This window comes from Halorubrum orientale, assembly GCF_059623105.1.
In genome coordinates this window covers 279,121-298,699 of sequence record NZ_JBSPSR010000001.1, presented here as the reverse complement: position 1 = coordinate 298,699, position 19,579 = coordinate 279,121, and the positions used below count along the sequence as shown (strand labels likewise).

Genomic DNA, 19,579 nt, shown 5'->3' with positions numbered 1-19,579 from the left:
GGTCACGACGGTGCTCGGGAGCGGGTGGCGCCACCGCTGCCGCTGAGAGTGCCGCTTCAGACGCTACCCGAGGAGACGCATGGCTAACTGCACACTCTGTGATCTTCCGACGGGAGCCGACCCGCACACCGCAGCCGACGTCGACGGCGAGTACTGCTGTCGTGGGTGTCTCACCGTCGCCCGGTCGCTCGACGACGTCGACGACGTCGCTGACCTCGAGGCGCAGACACCCGGGTCGACGACAGACGAGTCGTTCGACGGCGAGACCACGTTTCTCCACGTCGACGGAATGCACTGTGCGACGTGTGAGTCGTTCCTCGAGTTGACGGCCGGTGAACAGACCGGCGTTGAGGCAGCCGAGGCGAGCTACGCCACGGACACGATCCGTGTCGAGTACGACCCCGACACGGTGACCGCAGAGGCGCTTCCGGACGCGCTCTCGGTGGCGGGGTACACCGCGAGTGATCGCGCCGACCCGAAGTCTGAGGGCGACGACGTCGCGGTCGTCCGCTTCCTGATCGGCGGTGGCTTCTTCGGGATGATGGCGATGTTGTGGTACGTCCTCTTTTTGTACCCGACGTACTTCGGCTACGAGCCACTGTTAGATCTTGGGGGGGTAAGCGGGCTGTACCTCTTTGCGAACGTCTGGTTGTTCACCTCTATCGTGCTGTTTTACACCGGCTATCCGATACTACGTGGTGCGTACGTGAGCCTCAGGGCCGGCCAGCCGAACATGGACCTGCTCGTCTCGCTCGCGGCGACGAGCTCGTACGCATATAGTACGCTCGCGATGCTGCTCGGCCGGACCGACCTCTACTTCGACGTGACGATCGCGGTCATTCTCGTCGTCACCGCCGGCAACGAGTACGAGTCACAGATCAAACGCCGCGCGACCGGGATGCTCTCCGAGCTGACCACCGCCGCAGAGACCGAGGTGCGACGGGCGTCTGGAGAGACCGTCCCGACCGAGGCCGTCAAGCCCGGCGACCACCTGCTCGTCCGGCCGGGCGAGCGCATCCCGTTCGACGGAACCGTCGTGGAGGGGACGGCTGCGGTCGACGAGGCGCTCGTGACCGGCGAGTCGCTTCCGGCGACGAAACGCCCCGACGACGCGGTTCGCGGCGGCACCGTCGTCACCGACGCGCCCGTCGTCGTCGCGGTCGGCGAGAACGCGACCAGTACGCTCGACACGCTCGTCAGGCTGCTGTGGGAGATACAGAGCTCGCGGTCGGGGATCCAGCGGCTCGTCGACCGACTCGCGACGATCTTCGTCCCGCTCGTAATCACCGTTGCGACCGTGGTGGGCGCGGTGACGCTCGCGACTGGGGGCTCACCGACGACGGCCGCGCTCGTCGCACTCACCGTCCTCATCGTCTCGTGTCCGTGTGCGCTCGGGCTCGCGACGCCACTCGCCATCGCAGCCGGGATCCGTGACGCCGCCCGGCGTGGAATCGTGATCGTCTCGGACGCCGTGTTCGAGTCCGCCGCCGACGTCGACGCGGTCGTCCTCGACAAGACGGGGACGCTCACCGACGGGGAGATGCGGCTGCTCGAGACGGAGACCGACGACCAGACCACCGCCGAGTCGATTGTCGGCCGGGCGGCCGCGCTCGAGCGGGCCTCCGCCCACCCGATAGCAGAGGCGATCGTCGAGGCCGCCGGCGTCGGCGACGAAGGCGAGGATCGGCCCGGGGGCGTCGACGAAGGCGGTCCCACGGCCGTCGCCGATGGTGGGACCGAGCCGGCCGGAGACGATCCCCGGCACGTCCACGAGGCGCCCACGGCGACGCCCGACTTCGGCGTCGACACCGCGGCCGTCACCGTCACCGACCGCGGCGTCGAGGGAACGATCGACGACGAGCGCGTCGTCGTGGGGCACCGGTCGCTGTTCGCCGGGGCGGCGTGGACGCTCCCCAACCGACTCCACGACGCCGGGGAGGCGGCCGTAGCCGACGGCAACGTCCCAGTGTACGTCGGATGGGATAATCGAGTGCGGGGGGTGCTCGTCGTCGGTGACGAGGTCCGTGACGGCTGGGACGACCTTGTGTCCGATCTCGACGACCGCGGAAAACGCGTCGTCGTCCTCACTGGCGACTCGCGCGCCGCGGCGCGGCGATTCGAGGCGCACCCCGCAGTCGACGAGGTGTTCGCCGAGGTGCCGCCGGAGGCGAAAGCCGAGACCGTTCGTCGACTCGGCGGCCGCGAGCGGGTCGCGATGGTCGGCGACGGGAGCAACGACGCGCCGGCGCTCGCGGCTGCAGACCTCGGCGTCTCCGTCGCCAGCGGGACCGACCTCGCCGCCGACGCCGCCGACGCAGTCCTCTTGGAAGACCGCCTGAGCGCGATCCCCGAACTGTTCGCGGTGACGCGCGGAACGAACCGGCGGATCAGAGAGAACCTCGGGTGGGCGTTCGCGTACAACGCGGTCGCCATCCCGCTGGCTATCACGGGCGTGTTGAATCCGCTTCTCGCCGCGATCGCCATGGGAACGAGCAGTATCCTCGTCGTGAGCAACTCCTCGCGGGCGGTGTTCGATGCAGAGTGAACAGACGGCCCCTACAGCGAGATATGCGGTCGCACCGCGCGAACGATCGCGTCGACGTCGTAGGTGTCCTCACTCAGGTCGAAGACGACGGTGCCGTCGACGCGCACGACGAAGATCCCGTCGTCGCCGGTCACGAGTGTGACCGCATCCACCGACTCGCCGAACTGGGTGAGTATCGCACGCGAGACGTCGAGTGCTCTGTTCAACATTCCACACGGGACACAGTACTCGATCTCGACGGCACTCATACCGGCTGTCCGGTCGCCAGCCAATTCAACCGCTCGCTCTCAGACGACGAGTGCGTCGAAGACGACGGCGAACAAGAGGAGGCCGAGGTAGGCGTTCGACGCGTGAAACGCCCGGAACGCGGCCGACTCGGTCTGCTCGTAGTGGAGCCGAACGACGGCCCAGAGGAACACTGCGCCGAGGACGACGCCGACGAGGGCGTAGAGGCCGCCGAGCGGCTCGGCGACGAGCGCGAGCACCGCCGCGGCCACGAACGTGGCGCCGAGGTACCAGAGGATGTGTCGACGGGTGGCCGTCTCGCCGTGGACGACCGGCATCATCGGGAAGCCTCCGCGCTCGTAGTCGTCTTTATACGCCAGCGCGAGGTTGTAAAAGTGCGCCGGCGTCCAGAGGAAGATCACCGTCGCGAGCAGCAGACCGCCACCGCCGACCTCGCCGGTGACCGCTGCCCAGCCGATCATCGCAGGGAGCGCACCGGCGGCCCCACCGAGCACGGTGTTTTGCACCGTGTTCGGCTTCAAGATCAGCGTGTACACGACGCTGTAGAACAGGATCGCTACCAGGCCGAGTACGGCCGTGAGCGGGTTCACGCTCCAGAACAGCCCGAGCGAGACGACCGTCAGGAGGCCGCCGAACGCGAGCGCACGGGGAACCGGGACGAGGTCGGTCGCCAGCGGGCGGTCGCTCGTCCGCTGCATCCGCTTATCCACGTCGCGCTCGAGCACGTGGTTGAACGTGCCGGAGGCACCGATAGAGAGTGCGCCACCGGCGAGGGTCGCAGCAACGGTTTGCGGGGTGAAGCCAGGACCACCAGCGAGCGCCATGCCCGCGGCGGCGACAAGACAGAGCAGCCACATCAGCCGTGGCTTCATCAGCCGGAAGTACGCGGCTGCGGTCGCTCGAAGCCGCGGGATAGCCGCCTCTGGAATCGACGGCTCTGGGGCTGCCGTCGCTGGCGGGAGGTCGGACTGGTCGGGCTCGAACGTCGACGGTGCATCGGACGGATCGCCGGTCTCGGCCTCGAGCCACCACGTGAGCGCGGCGAGGACGCTCCCGAAGATGGCGAGTCCGAGAACGAGGTGAACGAGCCCGACGGAGACCGTCACTCCCGACACCGATAGCGACTCCGTCCCGAGTGCAACGAGCGCTCCGAGGCCAGCCTGTGCCGGAAAGAGCAGCAGTGCGAGGAGGATCGACCCACGAACGCGCGGGTCCGTGCGCTGGCGCCACGCAAGCACCGCGGCAGCAAGGACCGCGACCCCGACGACAGCCGCGAGTACTCGGTGTCCGAGTGCGATCCAGCCGCTCGCGTCGGCTGGAAGCGCCGTCCCGCCGCCACACGCGGGCCAGCCACGACAGGCCGCTGCGGCATCTGTCAGCGACGTCGTCGCGCCCACGACGACGAGGAGATAGACGCCGATGGCCGTCGTACCGAGGAGCACGGGGAAGCGGTCGGAAATCGTCACTGCGAGTGAGTTGGGTGTGCGATCATATATTTCCCGCGCTTCACAGAATCGAGATCGGTCGACGACGGCACGGGCGGTTCGGGAGAAGACTCACCCGCGGCGCTCGAGGACCCGATCAATGATGTCGCCGGTTGAGAGAAGCTCGTCGTCGTGGCGGGGTGGCCGAGCGGAGGCGCGCTCGACGCGACACTCGAGACCTCGCGCCTCGAGCGCGGCGGCGATCGCCGACTCGTCGTGGTGTTGGTCAAAGCCGAGTACGATGACGTCCGGGTCGATCTTCTCGATGGGAACGAAGATGTCATCGGGGTGGCCGAGGTGGGCCCGATCCACGGCAGCGAGCGCCGCGACCATGTCGCGTCGCTGGCGGTCGGCGAGGATCGGACTCGGCTTGTGTGTGACGTTCTCGCGGCGGGCGACGATAACGTGGAGTTCGTCGCCGTACTCGGCCGCGTCTTCGAGATAGTGGATGTGCCCGGGGTGAAGCAGGTCGAACGTGCCCTGTGCGACGACCCGCGTCATCGGAGCCACGACAAAAAGCCGCCGCGGTTGGTTTCCTCGTCGAGCTCACGGTCGATGTCGGCTTGCGTGAAATCGAAGAAGTGCTCGTCGGCCATCTCGACATCGAGTACCTCAAGCGATCGCTGGGCGCCCCCGGCGTCGAACGCCTTCCAGTCGCCCCAGCCGTACGGGGCACCGAGAATGATATGGACTGATCCCTGCCCGAACGTCGCGAGGTCGGCATCGCTTGGACGAAGCGCCCCATTCGGGTGCGAGTGGACGGATCCGACGGCGCGAAGATCGTTCGGCTTCATGTGCGTCCGAACAGACGCGCTTCGCGGAGTTGACTCCGTCCCGGGAATAACGAGGACGTCTGTGATCACCTGCCCCGCCCGGTCGAGCCCAACCGTCTCGGCGTCGTCGGCGCGGAGGAATCCCATGTACTCGTCCGGATGGGATTCCGCGGCGGCCTCAAGGACGAACTCCATCGTCTCCCGGGCTATCCCGAGGAGCTCGTCCGACCGGAAGAGTCGCATGTGAGACGGAACTCGCCGTCGACTCATATGGGTTCCGGACCGTCGACCCGGTAACGACGTAGGGCCACCAGCTCAGCCAGCTGTCAGACAACAACGTCGCCTATGCTGACAGAGCACCCACATGATCGAGGTCCCGACTCGGATGCGACGAAGATAACAAGGTTAACACCGAGTGCTGTCGAATGTCGTGTATGAGCGACAACATTGCCGGGGATTCCGGCACGCGGGACGATTCGAGTCCCGAGCCCGACGCAGCAGGTGCGGAGGGGACGACAGACGACCGCCTAGTCGTCTACGACCTCGCACCAGACTGCACGCTTGAAGACGTCGAGACCGAGGCACTCTACCACGCTGTCGTCAACGGAGTCGTTGAGTACGGCATCTTTGTGGACGTCTCCGACGGGGTCTCAGGACTGGTTCACGAGTCGAATCTTGACGGACAGTACACCGTGGGCGACCAGTTGATCGTCCAGCTGACCGACGTGCGCGAGAACGGGGACGTGGCGTTCGGCGAGGCAGATCTAGCGGAGTACAGCACAGAGACCGTGGCGCACGAACCCACCATCTCTCGGGTACAGGGGCTCGTCGCCGGCGATCAGGTGACTGTCGAAGGAGAAGTCGTTCAGGCGAAACAGACGGGTGGCCCGACCGTCTTCGGCGTGGCCGACGCCTCTGGTGTCGTCTCGTGTGCCGCCTTCGAGGAGGCAGGCGTGCGGGCGTATCCGTCGATATCCGTCGGCGACATGGTCCACGTCACCGGAACCGTCGAGACCCGCGAAGGGGGACGCCAACTTGAGGTTGAGTCGCTGACGGCGCTCGCTGGTGACCGCGCCGAGACAGCCCGTGAGCGATTCGAGTCGGCACTCGACGACGCGGCGGCGCCCGAAGCCATCGATCCCCTCGTCGAGTGGGAAGCATTCGAGTCGATTCACGACGACCTCCACGCGCTCGCCGAGCGGCTCCGCCGGGCGGTGCTCACTGGCCGGCCGATCCGCGTGCGACACCACGCCGACGGGGATGGGATGTGCGCTGCGATTCCTCTCCAGCTGGCGCTCGAGCGCTTCGTTCGCGACGTTCACGAGGACCCCGACGCCGCCAGACACCTTTTTAAACGCCTCCCGAGCAAGGCGCCCTACTACGAGATGGAAGACGTCACGCGGGACCTCACCTACGCGCTTGAGGGGCGCTCGCGACACGGACGAAAGCTCCCGTTGTTGCTCATGCTCGACAACGGCTCAACCGAAGAGGACGTGCCAGCGTACCAGAATCTCGCTCACTACGACATTCCGATCGCGGTAGTCGATCACCACCACCCTGACCCGGATGCGGTCGCACCGCTGCTCGACGCCCACGTTAACCCCTACCTCCACGGCGAGGACTACCGAATCACGACTGGGATGATGTGCGTCGAGCTCGCCCGGCTCGTCGATCCATCGATCACCGACGAGCTCAGACACGTCCCAGCTGTCGCCGGGCTCTCCGATCGGTCGAGAGCCGAGGTGATGGGTGCGTACGAGGAGCTGGCCGCAGACGCTGGCTACGACCGTGAGGACCTCCTCAACGTCGGCGAGGCACTCGACTACGCCGCCCACTGGCTCCGGTACGCCGAGGGGAAGACACTCGTCAACGACGCGCTCAACGTCGGCTGTGACGACGACACACGCCACGAGGAGCTCGTCACGTTTCTCGCCGAGCGATCCGAGCGAGACGTCGACCGGCAGCTCGAGGCGGTCGACGAGCACGTCGAACACGAACAGCTCGCCTCCGGTGTACACCTCTACCGGATCGACGTCGACGAGTACGCACACCGTTTCACCTACCCTGCGCCCGGAAAGACGACCGGCGAGCTCCACGACGCGAAAGTCGAAGCGACCGGAGACCCGGTCATCACCATCGGGTACGGCCCAGACTTCGCGGTGCTTCGCTCGGACGGCGTCAGACTCGACATTCCGACGATGGTGACAGAGCTCGACGAGGAGCTACCCGAGGCGGGCGTCTCCGGTGGCGGCCACCTCGTCGTCGGCTCGATCAAGTTCGTGAAGGGGCGGCGAGAGGCGGTTATCGACGCGCTTATCGGGAAGATGGCGAATGCGGAGATCGACGAGGCGCTCTCGGCGGCGGCGGTCCCCGAGAGATGAGCGGCCAGCGAGGCCTCGACCGTTGGCGCGGTCGACACCGGTCACTCACGCGAACGCAACCTCCCGGCGCGTGACGACGACGGCGACGCCGAGAGTTACTGAGAGCCCGGCAAGCATCCCGACGGGAAGGTGGACGCCGCCACCGCGCCAGTCGGCTGCGTACGTCCGAGCGTAGAAGTCGGCGACCTCCGCGTCTTCGACTGCGAGAAGCACCTCTCGGTTTCGTGTCGTGGCACCCTCGTTCCAGTTGAGGCTCCCAACGATCGCAGAGTCGTCGATCACGAGGCCTTTAGCGTGGACCTTCTCGTACCGGCTCCGTGGCTCCGCGATGGCGACTGCGATGGGCTCGTCCGACAGCGTTTCCAGGAGCGCCCGATTTCGATCGCGGTCGTACCAGGCGTTCGAGAGGAGCAGGTGGACGTCCACACCCCGGTTGGCTGCCCTGCGGAGCGCCCGAACGATTCGGCCGTCCGGCCCACCGGTGCGGGGGACCACGGCGAGGACGCGCTCGTCTGCCGCGTCGACCCGCGCGACGATGCGGTCGCCGGCGTTGTCGGGTGCGGTGAGGAGCTCGACGTCTGCGGTGGTCGCCGGAGGCGGCGAGAATCGTGCCGGGTACGGCTGACCGGAGGTGAGGATGCCACCCTGATCACGGAGAGCCGGGTGTGCGGGACCATGGACAGACGTCGTCGCCCGAAAGGACGTCCACGGCAGGGTGTCAGCGCCTCCGGTATCGTTTGTGAACAATGAAGCGAGGTCGTCGGCGACGTGTCGGTCGTCGACCACCACGCCCCAGCCGCGGCTTGAGTTCCCGCCGGTGCCCGACCGTTTCCAGTTCTCTGTGAGCACAACTGCGCTGTCGTCGACGACGGCGTACTTCGCGTGGTGAAAGCGGAATCGTCTCGGAGTACCATCGAACACGCGGACGGATATTCCGGCGGCGACAAGTCGGTCTGCGACGCGGGCGCCGCACGCGGGAAACCCACCAACAGGCGTTCCCTCCACGAGGACGCGCACGTCAACCCCACGGGCTGCCGCCTCGATGAGGTGGTCGGCGACGCGTTCGGACTCGATGGTGTACCCGGCGAGGTAGAGCCGGTCCGACGCGGTCGTGAGCACCTCGACCGGGACGTGCGGCGAATCCGGGAGCACGAACGGCCTCACGGTGGCGCCCCCTACGCGCTTTGGACCGCGGGGCTCGTAGCCGTCTGGTCGCCACTCGTTCCACGCGGCGCGCCACCGGTACCCCTCGCGAGCACGATCGTACGCCACGACGTCCACGGCGACACCGTCACGGCGGAGCACGATCCGCTCGTCCGTTGTGGCGAGCGGGAAGTACGAATCGGGTCGAACCACCTCGAGAGACCGACCCGCGAGGTGGGGCCTCGTGTCGGCGGGGTGCATGGAGATGGCAACGACCCCACTGACGGTCGACGGTATCGCCGTCGTGAAGTAGCCGTCCGTGAGCGACCAGTTGCCCGGCGTGGGAAGCCGAACGATCAGGTACTCGCCCCGGTCCTCGTGTGTAACCGGGTTCGGGTACAGCTCGAGGATGCGCGGGATGGGGCCGGTCGTGCCCGCTGTTGGATCGTCACCGTCGTCGGACACGTCGGTGAGCTCGTCAGCTGCTCGCTCGGAGGCCGTCGCGTCGGCTATCGCGGTAGCACCGACAGCCGGCACAATCGTCGCGAGCACGAGACTGGCGACGAAGAGTGCGCTGAGCGCGGGGCGGAATCGAACCAGGTGCAGCACACGGGTGGTGGCCGCGGTTTCACAGATAAACGCTCGGATCGGGACCGGTGTGAGACACAGGCCGAATCGCGAAGGAGAACAAACCGCTCGGGTGCGGTCGAGGCGTCAGCTCTCAGGCCGTCTGTGCCGCCGCGTCGAGCGTCGCCTGCGCCTTTTCAGCCTCGGTCTGGACGACGAAGGAGTGCTCGTCGGCGTATTCGGCGACCATCTCAAGGGCGTCACGGGTCCCAATCTGGCGGAGGGCCCAGCCGGCGGCGGCACGAACGTCGTCGTCGGGGTCCCTCGCGAGGGTCTCAGCGAGCGGGTCGACGGCGCGGGCATCACCGATCATCCCGAGTGCACGGGCCGCGTATGGGCGGACATGGTCGTCATCCATGAAGAGCTTCGCCGCGAGCGGGGCGACGGCGTCGGTCGAGCCAATCTCACCGAGCGCCCTGAAGGTAGCCTTCTGGAGCTGCGGGTTCGAGTCCTCGTCGACGTATTCGACGAGCGTCTCGACGGCCTCCGTGGCCGCCATCTTGCCGAGGATGCGGATCGCCGTCTCGTCGCGCTTTCCAGCTCGTCCGAGTAGCTCTTCTACCGACTCGGGCGTCTTACCGCGCTTGCCCATTCGCTCGAGCGACTCGAGACAGTGATCTTCCATGAACTCCGAGCCGAGGGCGTCGAGCGCGAGGAGGATCATGTCGACGTTGCCGCGGGTCTCGTGTTCTTTCAACGCGGCCCACTCGACCGGGAAGTCCTTGTAGTGGCCGAGCACGTCGTAGTAGCCCTGCGCACGGAGCTGTTCGTGTGTCTCGAGGTCGTCCCACTCTTCGGCGTCGTCAAGCGCCGTCTCGAGGGAATCTGCTGCATCGACGAGCGCCGCGATGGTCGCCGCGTCGTCATCCGGGTCAAGCCCGGCGTCCGCAACCGCCTCGGCGGCCGTGTCGAGGGCAGCCGTTAGCCCAGCGACTACATCAGCGGGTTCGACGTCCTCGGTGTCGGCTGTGATCACCGCGTCGTCTGTAGCCGCTTTGTCGTTGACGGGGTCGGTGTCCAGTGCTGCTGTCGCGTCGGCGAGGAACGTCTCGACTGCTGCCGACGCATCGGTGCGACCGGCCGCGGTCCACTCGGTGTCGTCGAGTGTTTCGACCGCGGTGTCGATCGAGGCGATAACGTCGGCCGCGTAGGGGCCGCGGACCGCCTCAACGTCGGTGCGAATCGACTCGATCGCTGTTTCGAGCTCGTCACGAGGAGCGTCAGCGTCCTCGTCGTCCTCGTCAGGTTCGGGGAGGTCGGCGTCCGCAACCGCATCAGCCGCGTCGTCAAGGAGGGCGTCGACGTCATCGAGAGCGGGTTCAGTCTCGGCGTCCTCAAGAACCGCCGCGATCTCCGCGAGGTATTCGGTTAGCGATTCCTCGGTCGCCTCGTCGGGGAGCGCCGGGGCAGTCGTGTCGGGCTCGTCGGTCACCGCGTCGTCGGCGGTAACCGCATCGTCGGCCGGCTTGTCGTCGCCGTTGCTCATATACCCGTACGGTGCGCGCGTCGCGCATTAAGCCGTTTCCCTTCCCGTCGCGCCTGAATCCGCTGACGATGACGGCGGTAACGATAGCAAGTAATCGCGATAATCTGAAAACAAAATTTTCGCTTGTGAAAACCTGAGTTCACATAGTGGAAAAGACTAAGTGGGTGGCGCTCCTTTGTTGGGATGTCATGAGCACGCAAAAGCAGGCCCGCCAGCCGTACGGTGAGGTCCACGAGAGCGAGGCGCTCCGGATTCCCGAGGAGAAAGCCGAGCAGTTGGTCGATGCACTGAACACCGACCTCGCGGCCACCTACGTACTGTACCACCAGGTCAAAAAGCATCACTGGCTCGTTGAGGGGGCCGAGTTCCTCGGTATTCACGAGTTCCTCGGAGAGGTTGCCGAGGATCTCGAAGAGAACGCCGACGAGCTCGCCGAGCGGGCACAGGCGATCGGCGGGGTCCCGCTCTCAGGGGGGGCAAACTACGAGGAGCACGCCCCGGTGACGCCTGAGGACGCCGACGCGTACGACATCCGGCCGTCGCTTGAGAACGACCTCGAGCTGTTCGGCGAGGTAACCGAGATGCTTCGCGAGCACGTCCAGCTGGCGCGGAGTCTCGGCGATTACGGCACCGAAGAGGTGTTCCGTGAGGTCCTCGAAGACGTCGAAGAACACGGCCACCACATCGAGCACTACCTCGAAGACGACACGCTCGTCACCCAAGCCTCGCTCGAGTAATCGGTCGACCCCGGCGTCCAGCATTCTACGCTTTTTCACCCGACGAGCAACAGCGCTGGCTTGTGGTATCACCGACCACCGAGCGCGACGGACCGACACGGTCGTGAGTACTAGCCGACGACTCCACAGAGCGGAGCAATCGCCGACGAGGGTGAACACCTGAGTAGAGCAACACGCAACGAGGCGGTGGCGCGCGCCTCGCGAGCCGCAAAGCGTGCTCGCGAGCGCGTGCGAGGGATGAGCGAGTCGGTCACGGAGCACCCTGCCCCGCCCGGATTCCGTGGGAACAAAGATGACGGACGTGTCCTCAAAGGACTCATCCGAAAAGACGCATACAGCGTCGAGTGGGGCACACGATCCCGACTTGAGATCGTCGTCGGAGAAAACCTCCGAGACAGACACAACAGCCCGAAGACCCGCCTCCGTCTTGAGATCGTCGGTGAGCCGAACTGGCCTGACTACGAGGACCAAAGCCGGTTAGAACTGTGGTACGACGACACTGATGACACATTCAGAGCTTCACAGCCCGTGACGATTCCTGACGACACACGGGCAACTCCACTAGCCGATGACACGGCCGCTCTGGATGTTGGTGCCAACAACCTCGTCGCGTGTACCACCACGACCGGCGACCAATATCTGTACGATGGCTCGAGTCCGTTTGACCAGTTCCGTGAAACAACCGAACGGATCGCGGAACTTCAATCGAAACTCGACGACCAACAACAGTCGAGTACGCAAGTCGACCGCCTGTCCAAGGGGAAGTACGGCCGACGCGATCACGCACAAGACGCACTGGTCCGTGACCTCGTCGAACGGTTGTATGAGGAAGGCGTGTCGACTGTGTATGTCGGTGATCTCAAAGACGTGCTCTCGACACATTGGAAGCCGGAGGTGAACGCGAAGACGCACAACTTCTGGGCGTTTCGGCGGTTCATCGATCGGCTAGAGTATGTCTGTGAGGAGTACGGCATCGAGGTCGTGGAGGAGTCTGAGTCGTGGACAACCCAAGAGTGTCCAGAGTGCGGTGCGCGTGAAGAGACAGCGCGGAACGGTGACCTGTTCCGTTGCGTGTGTGGGTTTGAGGGACATGCTGATCTCAAGGCGAGTCAGCTGTTCCTTGAACGCGAGACTGGTACGGACGTGGGGCTGATGGCTCAGCCCGTGTGCCTTGAGTGGGACGACCACGAGTGGTCGGAGACACCAGACTCTCCCGAGAGGGAAAGTCCCAAAGAGGAGCGCACAGACCGGATTACCCGCCGAACAGTGGGGAATGTTGCCTCTGTGGAATCGGCATAGTCCGACATCCCAACAGAGGAATCCCACGACTTCAGTCGTGGGAGGAAGTCAAGCAGTGTACGCATGCTATCGTTCCACGATCGACAGCAACGTGCCTACCTGGTCGGGAGCGTCGCGCTCAGGTATCTCGAATCACCATTACCTTCACCCGATTCACGCCGTCGAAGTCACGAAGACGGTAGGTCAACTCCCGAACGCGTTCACCGGAACCCTGACAGAACAATGACTCGAGACACCACTCCCCTTGGTGCGTGTGGCCCGTGCTGAGGATCACGTCTTGATACTCGTGTTGAACCCCGTGGAGTTCCTCGATTACCTCGTGATGGCGGTAGTCGAAGGCGACGAGCGCGATAACGTCCCCGCAGAGGTCTTCGAGCCGAGAATGCGACTCGATGTACTCTTGCATCGCTTCGCGGACGGCCCGGGATCGGTTATCCAACTCTTCGTCCTGCCAGACCTGATCGAACTCGTCGACCACTGCGTCGGGGATATTGAAACTCGTTCGCATACACCCGCACTTGGGATCCACACACAAGAGCCCCAAGTATGATGATTCCCCCAATCAGGTATTAACAACCGTTATTCGGCATTCGTGTCGAGTGCAGAGTATGACGATGATACCTAGCGACATGGTCGGCCTCTTGCTTGGGGCGGTCGCACTTGGGGCCGTCCACGGAGTCGAGCCTGGACACGGATGGCCCGTCGCCGCCTCGTACGCGTTGGATCAGACGAACAAGTGGCTCTATGGACTCATAGCGGGACTCATCATTGGTATTGGCCACCTCGTCAGCAGTCTCACGATGGTGGGCGTGTTCTTCTACGCGAAGTCCTATTTCAGTCTCACCCAGGTGAACGAGCCACTCACGATCCTCAATGGGGTTCAGATCGGTGGCCCAGTCAGTGTCGTTGCGGGCGTGCTGTTAATCGGTCTCGGGGTCCGAGAGTACCGTCACGACCACTCACACGGTAGTCACGAAGGCGACCACGCTCACTCACACAATCGTCACGACCACGAGTCGACGAATCACTCCAACCACGGCGACAGCCACGATGATGTGCACGTCCACCCGGACGCACAAGACGGAGAGGAGATCGGGTCTCGGCTGAGACGGATCGTGCCGTTCTTCGGTGGGCACTCACACACGGATGGTGACTCCAGTGAGATTGCAGAGCGGGGATTGTTTGGAATCGCGTGGTTCGCCTTCTTGCTCGGATTCGCTCACGAGGAGGAGTTCGAAATCATCGCGCTCTGTGCCGGGTCAAGCTACTGTCTTGAGTTGATGAGTGTATACGCGAGTACGGTGATCGTCGGCATCGTCGGACTAACGATGCTACTAGTCGCAGGCTATCAGCATCACAAAGAAACCGTCACCAAGTATACACCGTATCTACCAGCCTTCTCCGCTGCGATCCTCATCCTCATGGGCGTCGGGTTCATCTTCGGGGTGTTCTGACGTCAATGATCTAGCTCGACGGTCAGGTCCGTCGCGATCCACGCGTCGGTGTTCCCCTCTTCGGTGAACACCGTCCGATCGGGAGACGTACAGCTCATCGCCACAGTCGGGCGATCCTCGACCGACTCATCAGGTACGTCTGTGACCGACTCACCACGCGCGTCTTCAACCGAGTCGTTGGATGCGTCTTTGGACGGCTCGTCGGATGCGTCTTCGACCGGATTCCCACGCTCCATACCGACCGGGTCGGCGTCGGTGAGGGTTATAGGTTTCGGTAGGCCTAAAAATGGTGCACGCAGTCGATACCCGGCGATCCGTGCCGGAGACCGGAGGGCATTAGCCCGCCGACACCGACCTCTCGTCGATGACCGACGCACTGTTCAATCCGTTCACGCTCCGGGAGACGACGATACCGAATCGGATCGCGCTCTCACCGATGTGTCAGTATTCGGCCAAAGAGGGGATAGCGACCGACTGGCACCGCGTGCACCTCGGCACACGCGCGGTCGGTGGTACCGGACTCGTGATGACGGAAGCAACCGCCGTTGAGCCGCGCGGCCGGATCACACCCGACTGTCTCGGCATCTGGTCGAACGAACACGCTGCTGCCCTCGAACCGATCGTCTCGTTCGTCAAGTCACAGGGTGCCGTTCCGGCTATCCAACTGGCACACGCCGGCCGCAAGGGATCACACGCTCCGCCTTCAGCAGGCGGGCACGCGCTCCCGGCGGATCACAAGGACGGCTGGGAGACCTACTCGGCCACCGACGAGCCGTACCCGGGCGAGGAGACAGCCGCAACCAGCCGGATGGACGAAGAAGACATTGCCGCCGTGATCGAGGCGTTCACCGACGCCGCGATGCGCTCGCTCGAGGCGGGCTTCGAGGTCGCCGAGGTACACGCCGCACATGGCTACCTGCTCCACCAGTTCCTCTCACCGGTCACGAACGACCGCGACGACGACTACGGCGGGAGTTTTGAGAACCGGACTCGAATCGTGTGTGAGGTTGTTGAAGCCGTACGAGCAGTGTGGCCCGACGACAAGCCGGTGTTCGTGCGAATCTCGGCGACGGACTGGCTCCCCGACCGCGAGTCGTGGGACGTCGACGACTCCGTCCGACTCGCACCGCTGCTTGCCGAGGCCGGCACAGACCTGATCGACGTCTCTGGGGGCGGCATCCACCCCGACCAGCAGCTCCCGAACGCCGGCCCGGGATACCAGGTGCCGTACGCCGAGGCGATCCGCGAGGCCACCGACATCCCGGTCGCGGCCGTCGGGAAGGTGACCGAACCGGCCCATGCGGACGCGCTGGTACGTAATGGTCGTACCGACCTCGTCGCACTTGGTCGCGAGCTGCTCCGAAATCCCTACTGGCCACTTGAGGCTGCCCACGAGCTCGGTGTCGACGTCGAGTGGCCCGTACAGTATCGTCGCGGCCGGTTTGAGTGATCCCCTGACGGGTTTTTACGCCATCACGACCAACGAGTGGTCATGAGCCAGCGCGACAACCCACGAGACGATGATATCGCGGCGCGGCTTGACGAGCTCGCGGTGATTCTCGACGACCTCCGCGAGGACCTTCGCGAGAGCGATCGTCGGACGCCACCGCGTCCCCCACGGCTCACGGAGCTGCTACGGTTCACCGAGCAGTACACCATCCCAACCGTGATCGCCCTTCTTGAGACGACGATCACGTCGCTGGAGCTAGTGCGGGGGGCCCTGCGACTCGTCGACCCTGAGGGACGCCTTGGCGACGAGCAACGACGCGCTCGCGACGACACCGGCACCTCCGGCACCCCCCTCGGCGCCGTCAGAGACGGCGCACGGACCGGCCTCGCACGGTCGCTCTCAGAACTGCAGCGAGCCCTCGAGGAGGCAGACCTCCCCGAGGAGGCGGTCTCACGAACCATCCTCGAGGAGGCGCGCGACCTCTCCGCGGAGGTGGAAGCCGCCATCCAGGGAGCCGAGGCCGACGCGGACGCGAGCCGACGATCTGACTCACAGGAGTCGCAGACGGGCCGTCGTGAGTCGACGGAGGATCGTCGTGAGTCGACGCCAGATCGCACGTCGGCCGAGAGACCCGACGCGGTCCACATCGACGTGACCGGACCGAGTGCAGACACGAGCGACCGAGCGTCTGAGGACCGCACCCACGAGACCGAGGACGCGGCGAACGACGAGTCGACCGAGTCGCCCGATGAGTCGGCCCGGCCGGCAGTCGACGTCGAGTCCGAGTTAGAATCGATCAAACGACAGGTGGGCGACGATGGAGTTGACGACCAGCACGGCGGGGGAGTCGACGACCAGCACGACGAGGAGGAGGCCGCCGAGTCTCGCGACGACGACGTGGACGAGAGCGACGACGCGGGCGAGAGCGACGACGCGGGCGACGACGGGTCGTCGAAAGACGCCTGAGCGAGTCGGACGCCTACGACCGCCACGACTACTGGCTCACCACTCGGCACCGAGGTGGTCGGCGACACGTGCCGCCGAGTCACATAAGAGCGCGTCGTCATCGGTGAACACCTCGAGAGCGACTGTCCCGTCGAAGTCGTTGAGGCCGTTGCTCACGACACCGTAGTCAACCTCGCCGGCACCCACGGGCATGTGCGTATCACCGCGCCGGCGAACGTCGTGACAGTGAAGATGTGAGACCTGGTCCTCGTGACGACGGAGGAACCGTCGGATCGCATCATTACCGCCTTCCATGTAGGCGTGGCCCACGTCGAAACATACCGACGCGCCGGTCTCGTCTGCGATGTCGCCAAGAATTGACAGCTGGATGCCGCGGTGCTGATGGCCGACGTTCTCGACAACCACCTCGACGCCAGCCTCGTGACCCACCGCCACGATACGTCGAACCTGCTCAACCGCTGTCTCGCGAAACGCCACGTCGTCACGGTCAGCAGAGGTGGCGTGGAGGACGGCCTTCGTCGCGCCGAGTGCGCCTACCGACTCGAGTAGTCGACGCTGATAGGCCAGGATGGCGTCGTTGACTTCGGGTGCGTAGCTCGTGAGGAGCTGGCTGTACGGAAGGTGGACGACGAGGTCACGGTCGGCGAGCCCGCGTTCGAGCCGGGCAGGGTCGATCTCCGCCGGCGGGAGACTACCCGCGCCGACGCCGAGCTCGACGAAGTCGAACGCCGCCGGCGATGCCGCCAGCCGGTCAAGATCGTCACCGACGGTCACACCGATATCCATGCCGGGCCGTCGGGTCGGCGTGTACTTAACGGCGACTGCTCAGTCGTACAGTCGAGCGCCTGCAGTGAGCGACCACGAGCGCGATTCACAACGGCAGTCTTCTCAGTCGCTCATTGCCGGCGCGTCGAGGTCGATTTCGCCCGCGTCGATCGCGGCTTCGACTTCACGGGCGGCCGTGACCATGTTCTCGGTCTTTCCGTACGCGATCTCTCGCGGTAGCAGCTTCAGCCCACAGTCGGGCGAGATCGTGAGTTTCTCTGGCGGCACGACGCGCAGGCCCTCTCTGATGTTCGCTTTGATCTCCTCGACGGGCTCGACTTCGGCGGTGTGGGCGTCGACGACGCCTAACGCGAGGTCGGGTTCGAACGTGGGGTCGGTGAACGTCGGGATCTGCTCGTAATCGCCATTACACAGCTCAACGTCAAACTCGTCGATTGGGTAGTCGTTGATCTCGGGGTAGATCCGCGAGTAGTCGCCGTAACAGACGTGAAGTCCGATCCGCACCTCCTCGGGAATGCCAGAGACGATCCGGTCGAGGGCCTCGCCGACGATGGCGTGGTCTTCGGGCGTCGTCGCCAGCGCGGGCTCATCGATCTGGATGTACCGCGCGCCGGCATCGACGAGCTGCTCGACCTCCTCATTCACGAGGTCCGCGAGGTCGTAGACCAGCTCCTCGGTGGAAGGATACGCCTCGTTGAACGCCCAGAAGCCGAGCGTGTACGGCCCCGTAATCGGGACCTTCACCGGGCGCTCGGCCACACCAGTGGTGAAGTCAAACTCGTCGACAAGCCACGGTTCGTCGTAGGTGACCTCCTCGACGACGCTCGGCTTATCGAAATAGTTGTGCCCCCACACCTTCACCGGTCCGTTGAACTCGTAACCGTCGATGCGGTCGGCGAAGAACTCCACCATCTCGTTGCGGCGCATCTCGCCGTCGACGACGGTGTCGAGCCCGGCGCGCTCGTGTTCATGGGTTATCAGCCGGCAGGCGTCGTCGTGTGCCTCTGTAAGGTTTGTCGCGTCAAACTTCGAGTCGGGGTCCTTAACCAGCTCGTCAACGCGGTTCAGCCACTTCGGCTTGGGATACGAGCCAACGACGGTAGTCAACAGGAACGTCTCGTTCGGGTGATCTGCGGGGCGGAACTGCGCGCGGTTGCCAGCAGGGGTGCGAACCATTACGCCACCACCTCCGTGGCGGCCGCGAGCGCCGCGAGCTTCGCGCGGTACTTGTTCTCTGGGAGATAAAACAGCTCGGTGTTCGGGAGCAGGTATGTGGTCTCGTACGATTGTGCCGGCGCCTTCGACTCGAACCAATCGACCCGCTCGGCTATCGTCTCTGGCTCCTCAACGAGCGTGTTCTGGCCGTCAACGAGCCCCAAGGCGACGGAGTCGGTCGCGCCGTACTCCTGAACGTTATACACCGTGTCGTCGCGGTCGCCAGCGATAAGATCGAGCCCCAACGCGTCTGCGCCTGCCTCGTCGACGAGGTGCGCGTAGAGTTTCTCGTCAAGCGCGCCCCAGTAGGTGTGAACAACCACGTCGGCGTCGGTAGCGTCGGCGACAGTCCGGATCGCGTCGGTCGCGCGCGACTCGGTGCCGTCAACTGGCGGGTTCTCGACGAGCGACGGCTCAAGGAGGAACAACGTCTCGTGTTCGGGGAACCCGGTGACCTCACCGGCGAGGTAGTCGGCGATCGCGGCCTGGAACGTCGCCTCGTCACCGTAGTGCTCGTCGGTCGCGAGGTCAGCGAGTGAGTAGGGGCCGGGCAGCGTCGCCGCGAGCGGTTCGTCGGGCGCGATAGTGGCTGCCGCCTCGAGTTCGGCCGCGACGTCGCCGGAGGCGTCGAGCGCCCCGGTGACCCGCGGATCGCGGTAGAAGTTGTTGTTGTCGTAGTAGCGGACGATCCCACCGGTCTCGACAGCGTCGTGGAGCGTGAGCGGATGCGCGAGCATGTCGTCCCACCGGCCCTGTCCCTCGACGAGCAGGTCGAGGCCGGCCTCGAGTTGGTCGTCGACGTGTTCGATGCGTACCTCGTCGTACGCTTCGGCTATCGCCCCGCCCTCGTTGCCGCCCAAGAGATCACCCTTCTGATGTCCCTTGAGCTCAGATAACGACTCTTTCGCCCAGTCCGGGAGCGGGTAGATTCCCGGCGTAGCCGCGACTCGTTCGGTCATCACCGAGCATTCGGTATGCCGCTGTATA

Annotated in this window: 18 protein-coding genes; 7 read left to right on the top strand and 11 right to left on the bottom strand. The window is 65.0% G+C overall.

From position 1 onward, the window contains the following. The first annotated feature begins 79 nt into the window (after positions 1–79). Complete coding sequence (locus ACWUI7_RS01485) at positions 80–2,545, top strand: heavy metal translocating P-type ATPase (protein ID WP_496640385.1); 2,466 nt, start codon at positions 80–82, stop codon at positions 2,543–2,545. A gap of 11 nt (positions 2,546–2,556) precedes the next feature. On the opposite strand, the gene ACWUI7_RS01480 is transcribed toward ACWUI7_RS01485, so the two are convergent. From ACWUI7_RS01480 to ACWUI7_RS01465, 4 genes are all read right to left on the bottom strand, one after another. Then, complete coding sequence (locus tag ACWUI7_RS01480) at positions 2,557–2,793, bottom strand: Rdx family protein (RefSeq protein WP_496640384.1); 237 nt, start codon at positions 2,791–2,793, stop codon at positions 2,557–2,559. Between the two features lie 39 nt (positions 2,794–2,832). Beyond that, entirely contained in the window at positions 2,833–4,257 is a 1,425-nt protein-coding gene (gene cyoE, locus ACWUI7_RS01475) for a heme o synthase (RefSeq protein ID WP_496640383.1), read from the bottom strand. A gap of 90 nt (positions 4,258–4,347) precedes the next feature. Further along, entirely contained in the window at positions 4,348–4,776 is a 429-nt protein-coding gene (locus tag ACWUI7_RS01470) for an FAD synthase family protein (protein ID WP_496640382.1), read from the bottom strand. Next, positions 4,773–5,291, bottom strand: a complete 519-nt coding sequence (locus ACWUI7_RS01465; RefSeq protein ID WP_496640380.1) for a Mov34/MPN/PAD-1 family protein — start codon at positions 5,289–5,291, stop codon at positions 4,773–4,775. Before ACWUI7_RS01465 ends, ACWUI7_RS01470 begins: the two co-directional genes overlap by 4 nt. A 191-nt stretch (positions 5,292–5,482) precedes the next feature. Here ACWUI7_RS01465 and han point away from each other — a divergent pair, with 191 nt between their 5' ends. Then, entirely contained in the window at positions 5,483–7,429 is a 1,947-nt protein-coding gene (gene han, locus ACWUI7_RS01460) for a Hef-associated nuclease (protein ID WP_496640379.1), read from the top strand. Positions 7,430–7,474: 45 nt separating this feature from the next. On the opposite strand, the gene ACWUI7_RS01455 is transcribed toward han, so the two are convergent. Together ACWUI7_RS01455 and ACWUI7_RS01450 are read right to left on the bottom strand one after the other, a co-directional pair. Beyond that, positions 7,475–9,172, bottom strand: coding sequence for a phospholipase D-like domain-containing protein (locus ACWUI7_RS01455; RefSeq protein ID WP_496640588.1), 1,698 nt, complete (start codon positions 9,170–9,172; stop codon positions 7,475–7,477). A 121-nt stretch (positions 9,173–9,293) separates the two neighbouring features. After that, positions 9,294–10,685 carry a HEAT repeat domain-containing protein gene (locus ACWUI7_RS01450; protein WP_496640378.1) on the bottom strand — a complete coding sequence of 464 codons (1,392 nt, stop codon included), beginning with the start codon at positions 10,683–10,685 and terminating at the stop codon, positions 9,294–9,296. A 188-nt stretch (positions 10,686–10,873) separates the two neighbouring features. On the opposite strand from ACWUI7_RS01450, the gene dpsA reads away from it, so the two are divergent. Next, positions 10,874–11,422, top strand: a complete 549-nt coding sequence (dpsA, locus tag ACWUI7_RS01445) for a DNA starvation/stationary phase protection protein DpsA (RefSeq protein ID WP_496640377.1) — start codon at positions 10,874–10,876, stop codon at positions 11,420–11,422. A gap of 186 nt (positions 11,423–11,608) precedes the next feature. Further along, the gene (locus ACWUI7_RS01440) at positions 11,609–12,721 is read left to right on the top strand and encodes an RNA-guided endonuclease InsQ/TnpB family protein (protein ID WP_496640376.1); all 1,113 of its coding nucleotides are present in this window, start codon (positions 11,609–11,611) and stop codon (positions 12,719–12,721) included. Positions 12,722–12,839: 118 nt separating this feature from the next. On the opposite strand, the gene ACWUI7_RS01435 is transcribed toward ACWUI7_RS01440, so the two are convergent. After that, positions 12,840–13,229, bottom strand: a complete 390-nt coding sequence (locus ACWUI7_RS01435; protein WP_496640375.1) for a CopG family ribbon-helix-helix protein — start codon at positions 13,227–13,229, stop codon at positions 12,840–12,842. A 106-nt stretch (positions 13,230–13,335) separates the two neighbouring features. On the opposite strand from ACWUI7_RS01435, the gene ACWUI7_RS01430 reads away from it, so the two are divergent. After that, positions 13,336–14,175 carry a sulfite exporter TauE/SafE family protein gene (locus ACWUI7_RS01430; protein WP_496640587.1) on the top strand — a complete coding sequence of 280 codons (840 nt, stop codon included), beginning with the start codon at positions 13,336–13,338 and terminating at the stop codon, positions 14,173–14,175. A 2-nt stretch (positions 14,176–14,177) separates the two neighbouring features. On the opposite strand, the gene ACWUI7_RS01425 is transcribed toward ACWUI7_RS01430, so the two are convergent. After that, a complete protein-coding gene (locus tag ACWUI7_RS01425; protein ID WP_496640374.1) occupies positions 14,178–14,411 on the bottom strand; it encodes a hypothetical protein in 234 nt (77 codons plus the stop codon). A 128-nt stretch (positions 14,412–14,539) separates the two neighbouring features. Between ACWUI7_RS01425 and ACWUI7_RS01420 the strand changes: the two genes are divergently transcribed. Next, positions 14,540–15,625 carry an NADH:flavin oxidoreductase/NADH oxidase gene (locus ACWUI7_RS01420; protein ID WP_496640373.1) on the top strand — a complete coding sequence of 362 codons (1,086 nt, stop codon included), beginning with the start codon at positions 14,540–14,542 and terminating at the stop codon, positions 15,623–15,625. A gap of 42 nt (positions 15,626–15,667) precedes the next feature. Continuing rightward, the gene (locus ACWUI7_RS01415; RefSeq protein WP_496640372.1) at positions 15,668–16,591 is read left to right on the top strand and encodes a DUF7547 family protein; all 924 of its coding nucleotides are present in this window, start codon (positions 15,668–15,670) and stop codon (positions 16,589–16,591) included. A gap of 36 nt (positions 16,592–16,627) precedes the next feature. Here ACWUI7_RS01415 and ACWUI7_RS01410 read toward each other — a convergent pair whose 3' ends face one another. From ACWUI7_RS01410 to ACWUI7_RS01400, 3 genes are all read right to left on the bottom strand, one after another. Next, entirely contained in the window at positions 16,628–17,377 is a 750-nt protein-coding gene (locus ACWUI7_RS01410) for a sugar phosphate isomerase/epimerase family protein (protein WP_496640371.1), read from the bottom strand. Between the two features lie 102 nt (positions 17,378–17,479). Next, positions 17,480–18,553: a methionine synthase gene (locus ACWUI7_RS01405; protein WP_496640370.1), complete on the bottom strand. Its 1,074-nt coding sequence runs from the start codon at positions 18,551–18,553 to the stop codon at positions 17,480–17,482. Next, on the bottom strand, positions 18,553–19,551 hold the full coding sequence (locus ACWUI7_RS01400; protein WP_496640368.1) for a 5-methyltetrahydropteroyltriglutamate--homocysteine methyltransferase: 999 nt from the start codon (positions 19,549–19,551) through the stop codon (positions 18,553–18,555). Before ACWUI7_RS01400 ends, ACWUI7_RS01405 begins: the two co-directional genes overlap by 1 nt. Positions 19,552–19,579: the final 28 nt, after the last annotated feature.

Excerpts from the sequence above, each read along its gene's own strand:
- ACWUI7_RS01410 (WP_496640371.1), bottom strand. The coding sequence starts at position 17,377 with ATGGATATCGGTGTGACCGTCGGTGACGATCTTGACCGGCTGGCGGCA.
- ACWUI7_RS01485 (WP_496640385.1), top strand. The coding sequence starts at position 80 with ATGGCTAACTGCACACTCTGTGATCTTCCGACGGGAGCCGACCCGCAC.
- dpsA (WP_496640377.1), top strand. The coding sequence starts at position 10,874 with ATGAGCACGCAAAAGCAGGCCCGCCAGCCGTACGGTGAGGTCCACGAG.
- ACWUI7_RS01405 (WP_496640370.1), bottom strand. The coding sequence starts at position 18,553 with ATGGTTCGCACCCCTGCTGGCAACCGCGCGCAGTTCCGCCCCGCAGAT.
- ACWUI7_RS01430 (WP_496640587.1), top strand. The coding sequence starts at position 13,336 with ATGATACCTAGCGACATGGTCGGCCTCTTGCTTGGGGCGGTCGCACTT.
- ACWUI7_RS01450 (WP_496640378.1), bottom strand. The coding sequence starts at position 10,685 with ATGAGCAACGGCGACGACAAGCCGGCCGACGATGCGGTTACCGCCGAC.
- ACWUI7_RS01420 (WP_496640373.1), top strand. The coding sequence starts at position 14,540 with ATGACCGACGCACTGTTCAATCCGTTCACGCTCCGGGAGACGACGATA.
- han (WP_496640379.1), top strand. The coding sequence starts at position 5,483 with ATGAGCGACAACATTGCCGGGGATTCCGGCACGCGGGACGATTCGAGT.
- ACWUI7_RS01425 (WP_496640374.1), bottom strand. The coding sequence starts at position 14,411 with ATGGAGCGTGGGAATCCGGTCGAAGACGCATCCGACGAGCCGTCCAAA.
- ACWUI7_RS01435 (WP_496640375.1), bottom strand. The coding sequence starts at position 13,229 with ATGCGAACGAGTTTCAATATCCCCGACGCAGTGGTCGACGAGTTCGAT.
- ACWUI7_RS01465 (WP_496640380.1), bottom strand. The coding sequence starts at position 5,291 with ATGCGACTCTTCCGGTCGGACGAGCTCCTCGGGATAGCCCGGGAGACG.
- ACWUI7_RS01480 (WP_496640384.1), bottom strand. The coding sequence starts at position 2,793 with ATGAGTGCCGTCGAGATCGAGTACTGTGTCCCGTGTGGAATGTTGAAC.
- ACWUI7_RS01400 (WP_496640368.1), bottom strand. The coding sequence starts at position 19,551 with ATGACCGAACGAGTCGCGGCTACGCCGGGAATCTACCCGCTCCCGGAC.
- ACWUI7_RS01415 (WP_496640372.1), top strand. The coding sequence starts at position 15,668 with ATGAGCCAGCGCGACAACCCACGAGACGATGATATCGCGGCGCGGCTT.
- ACWUI7_RS01470 (WP_496640382.1), bottom strand. The coding sequence starts at position 4,776 with ATGACGCGGGTCGTCGCACAGGGCACGTTCGACCTGCTTCACCCCGGG.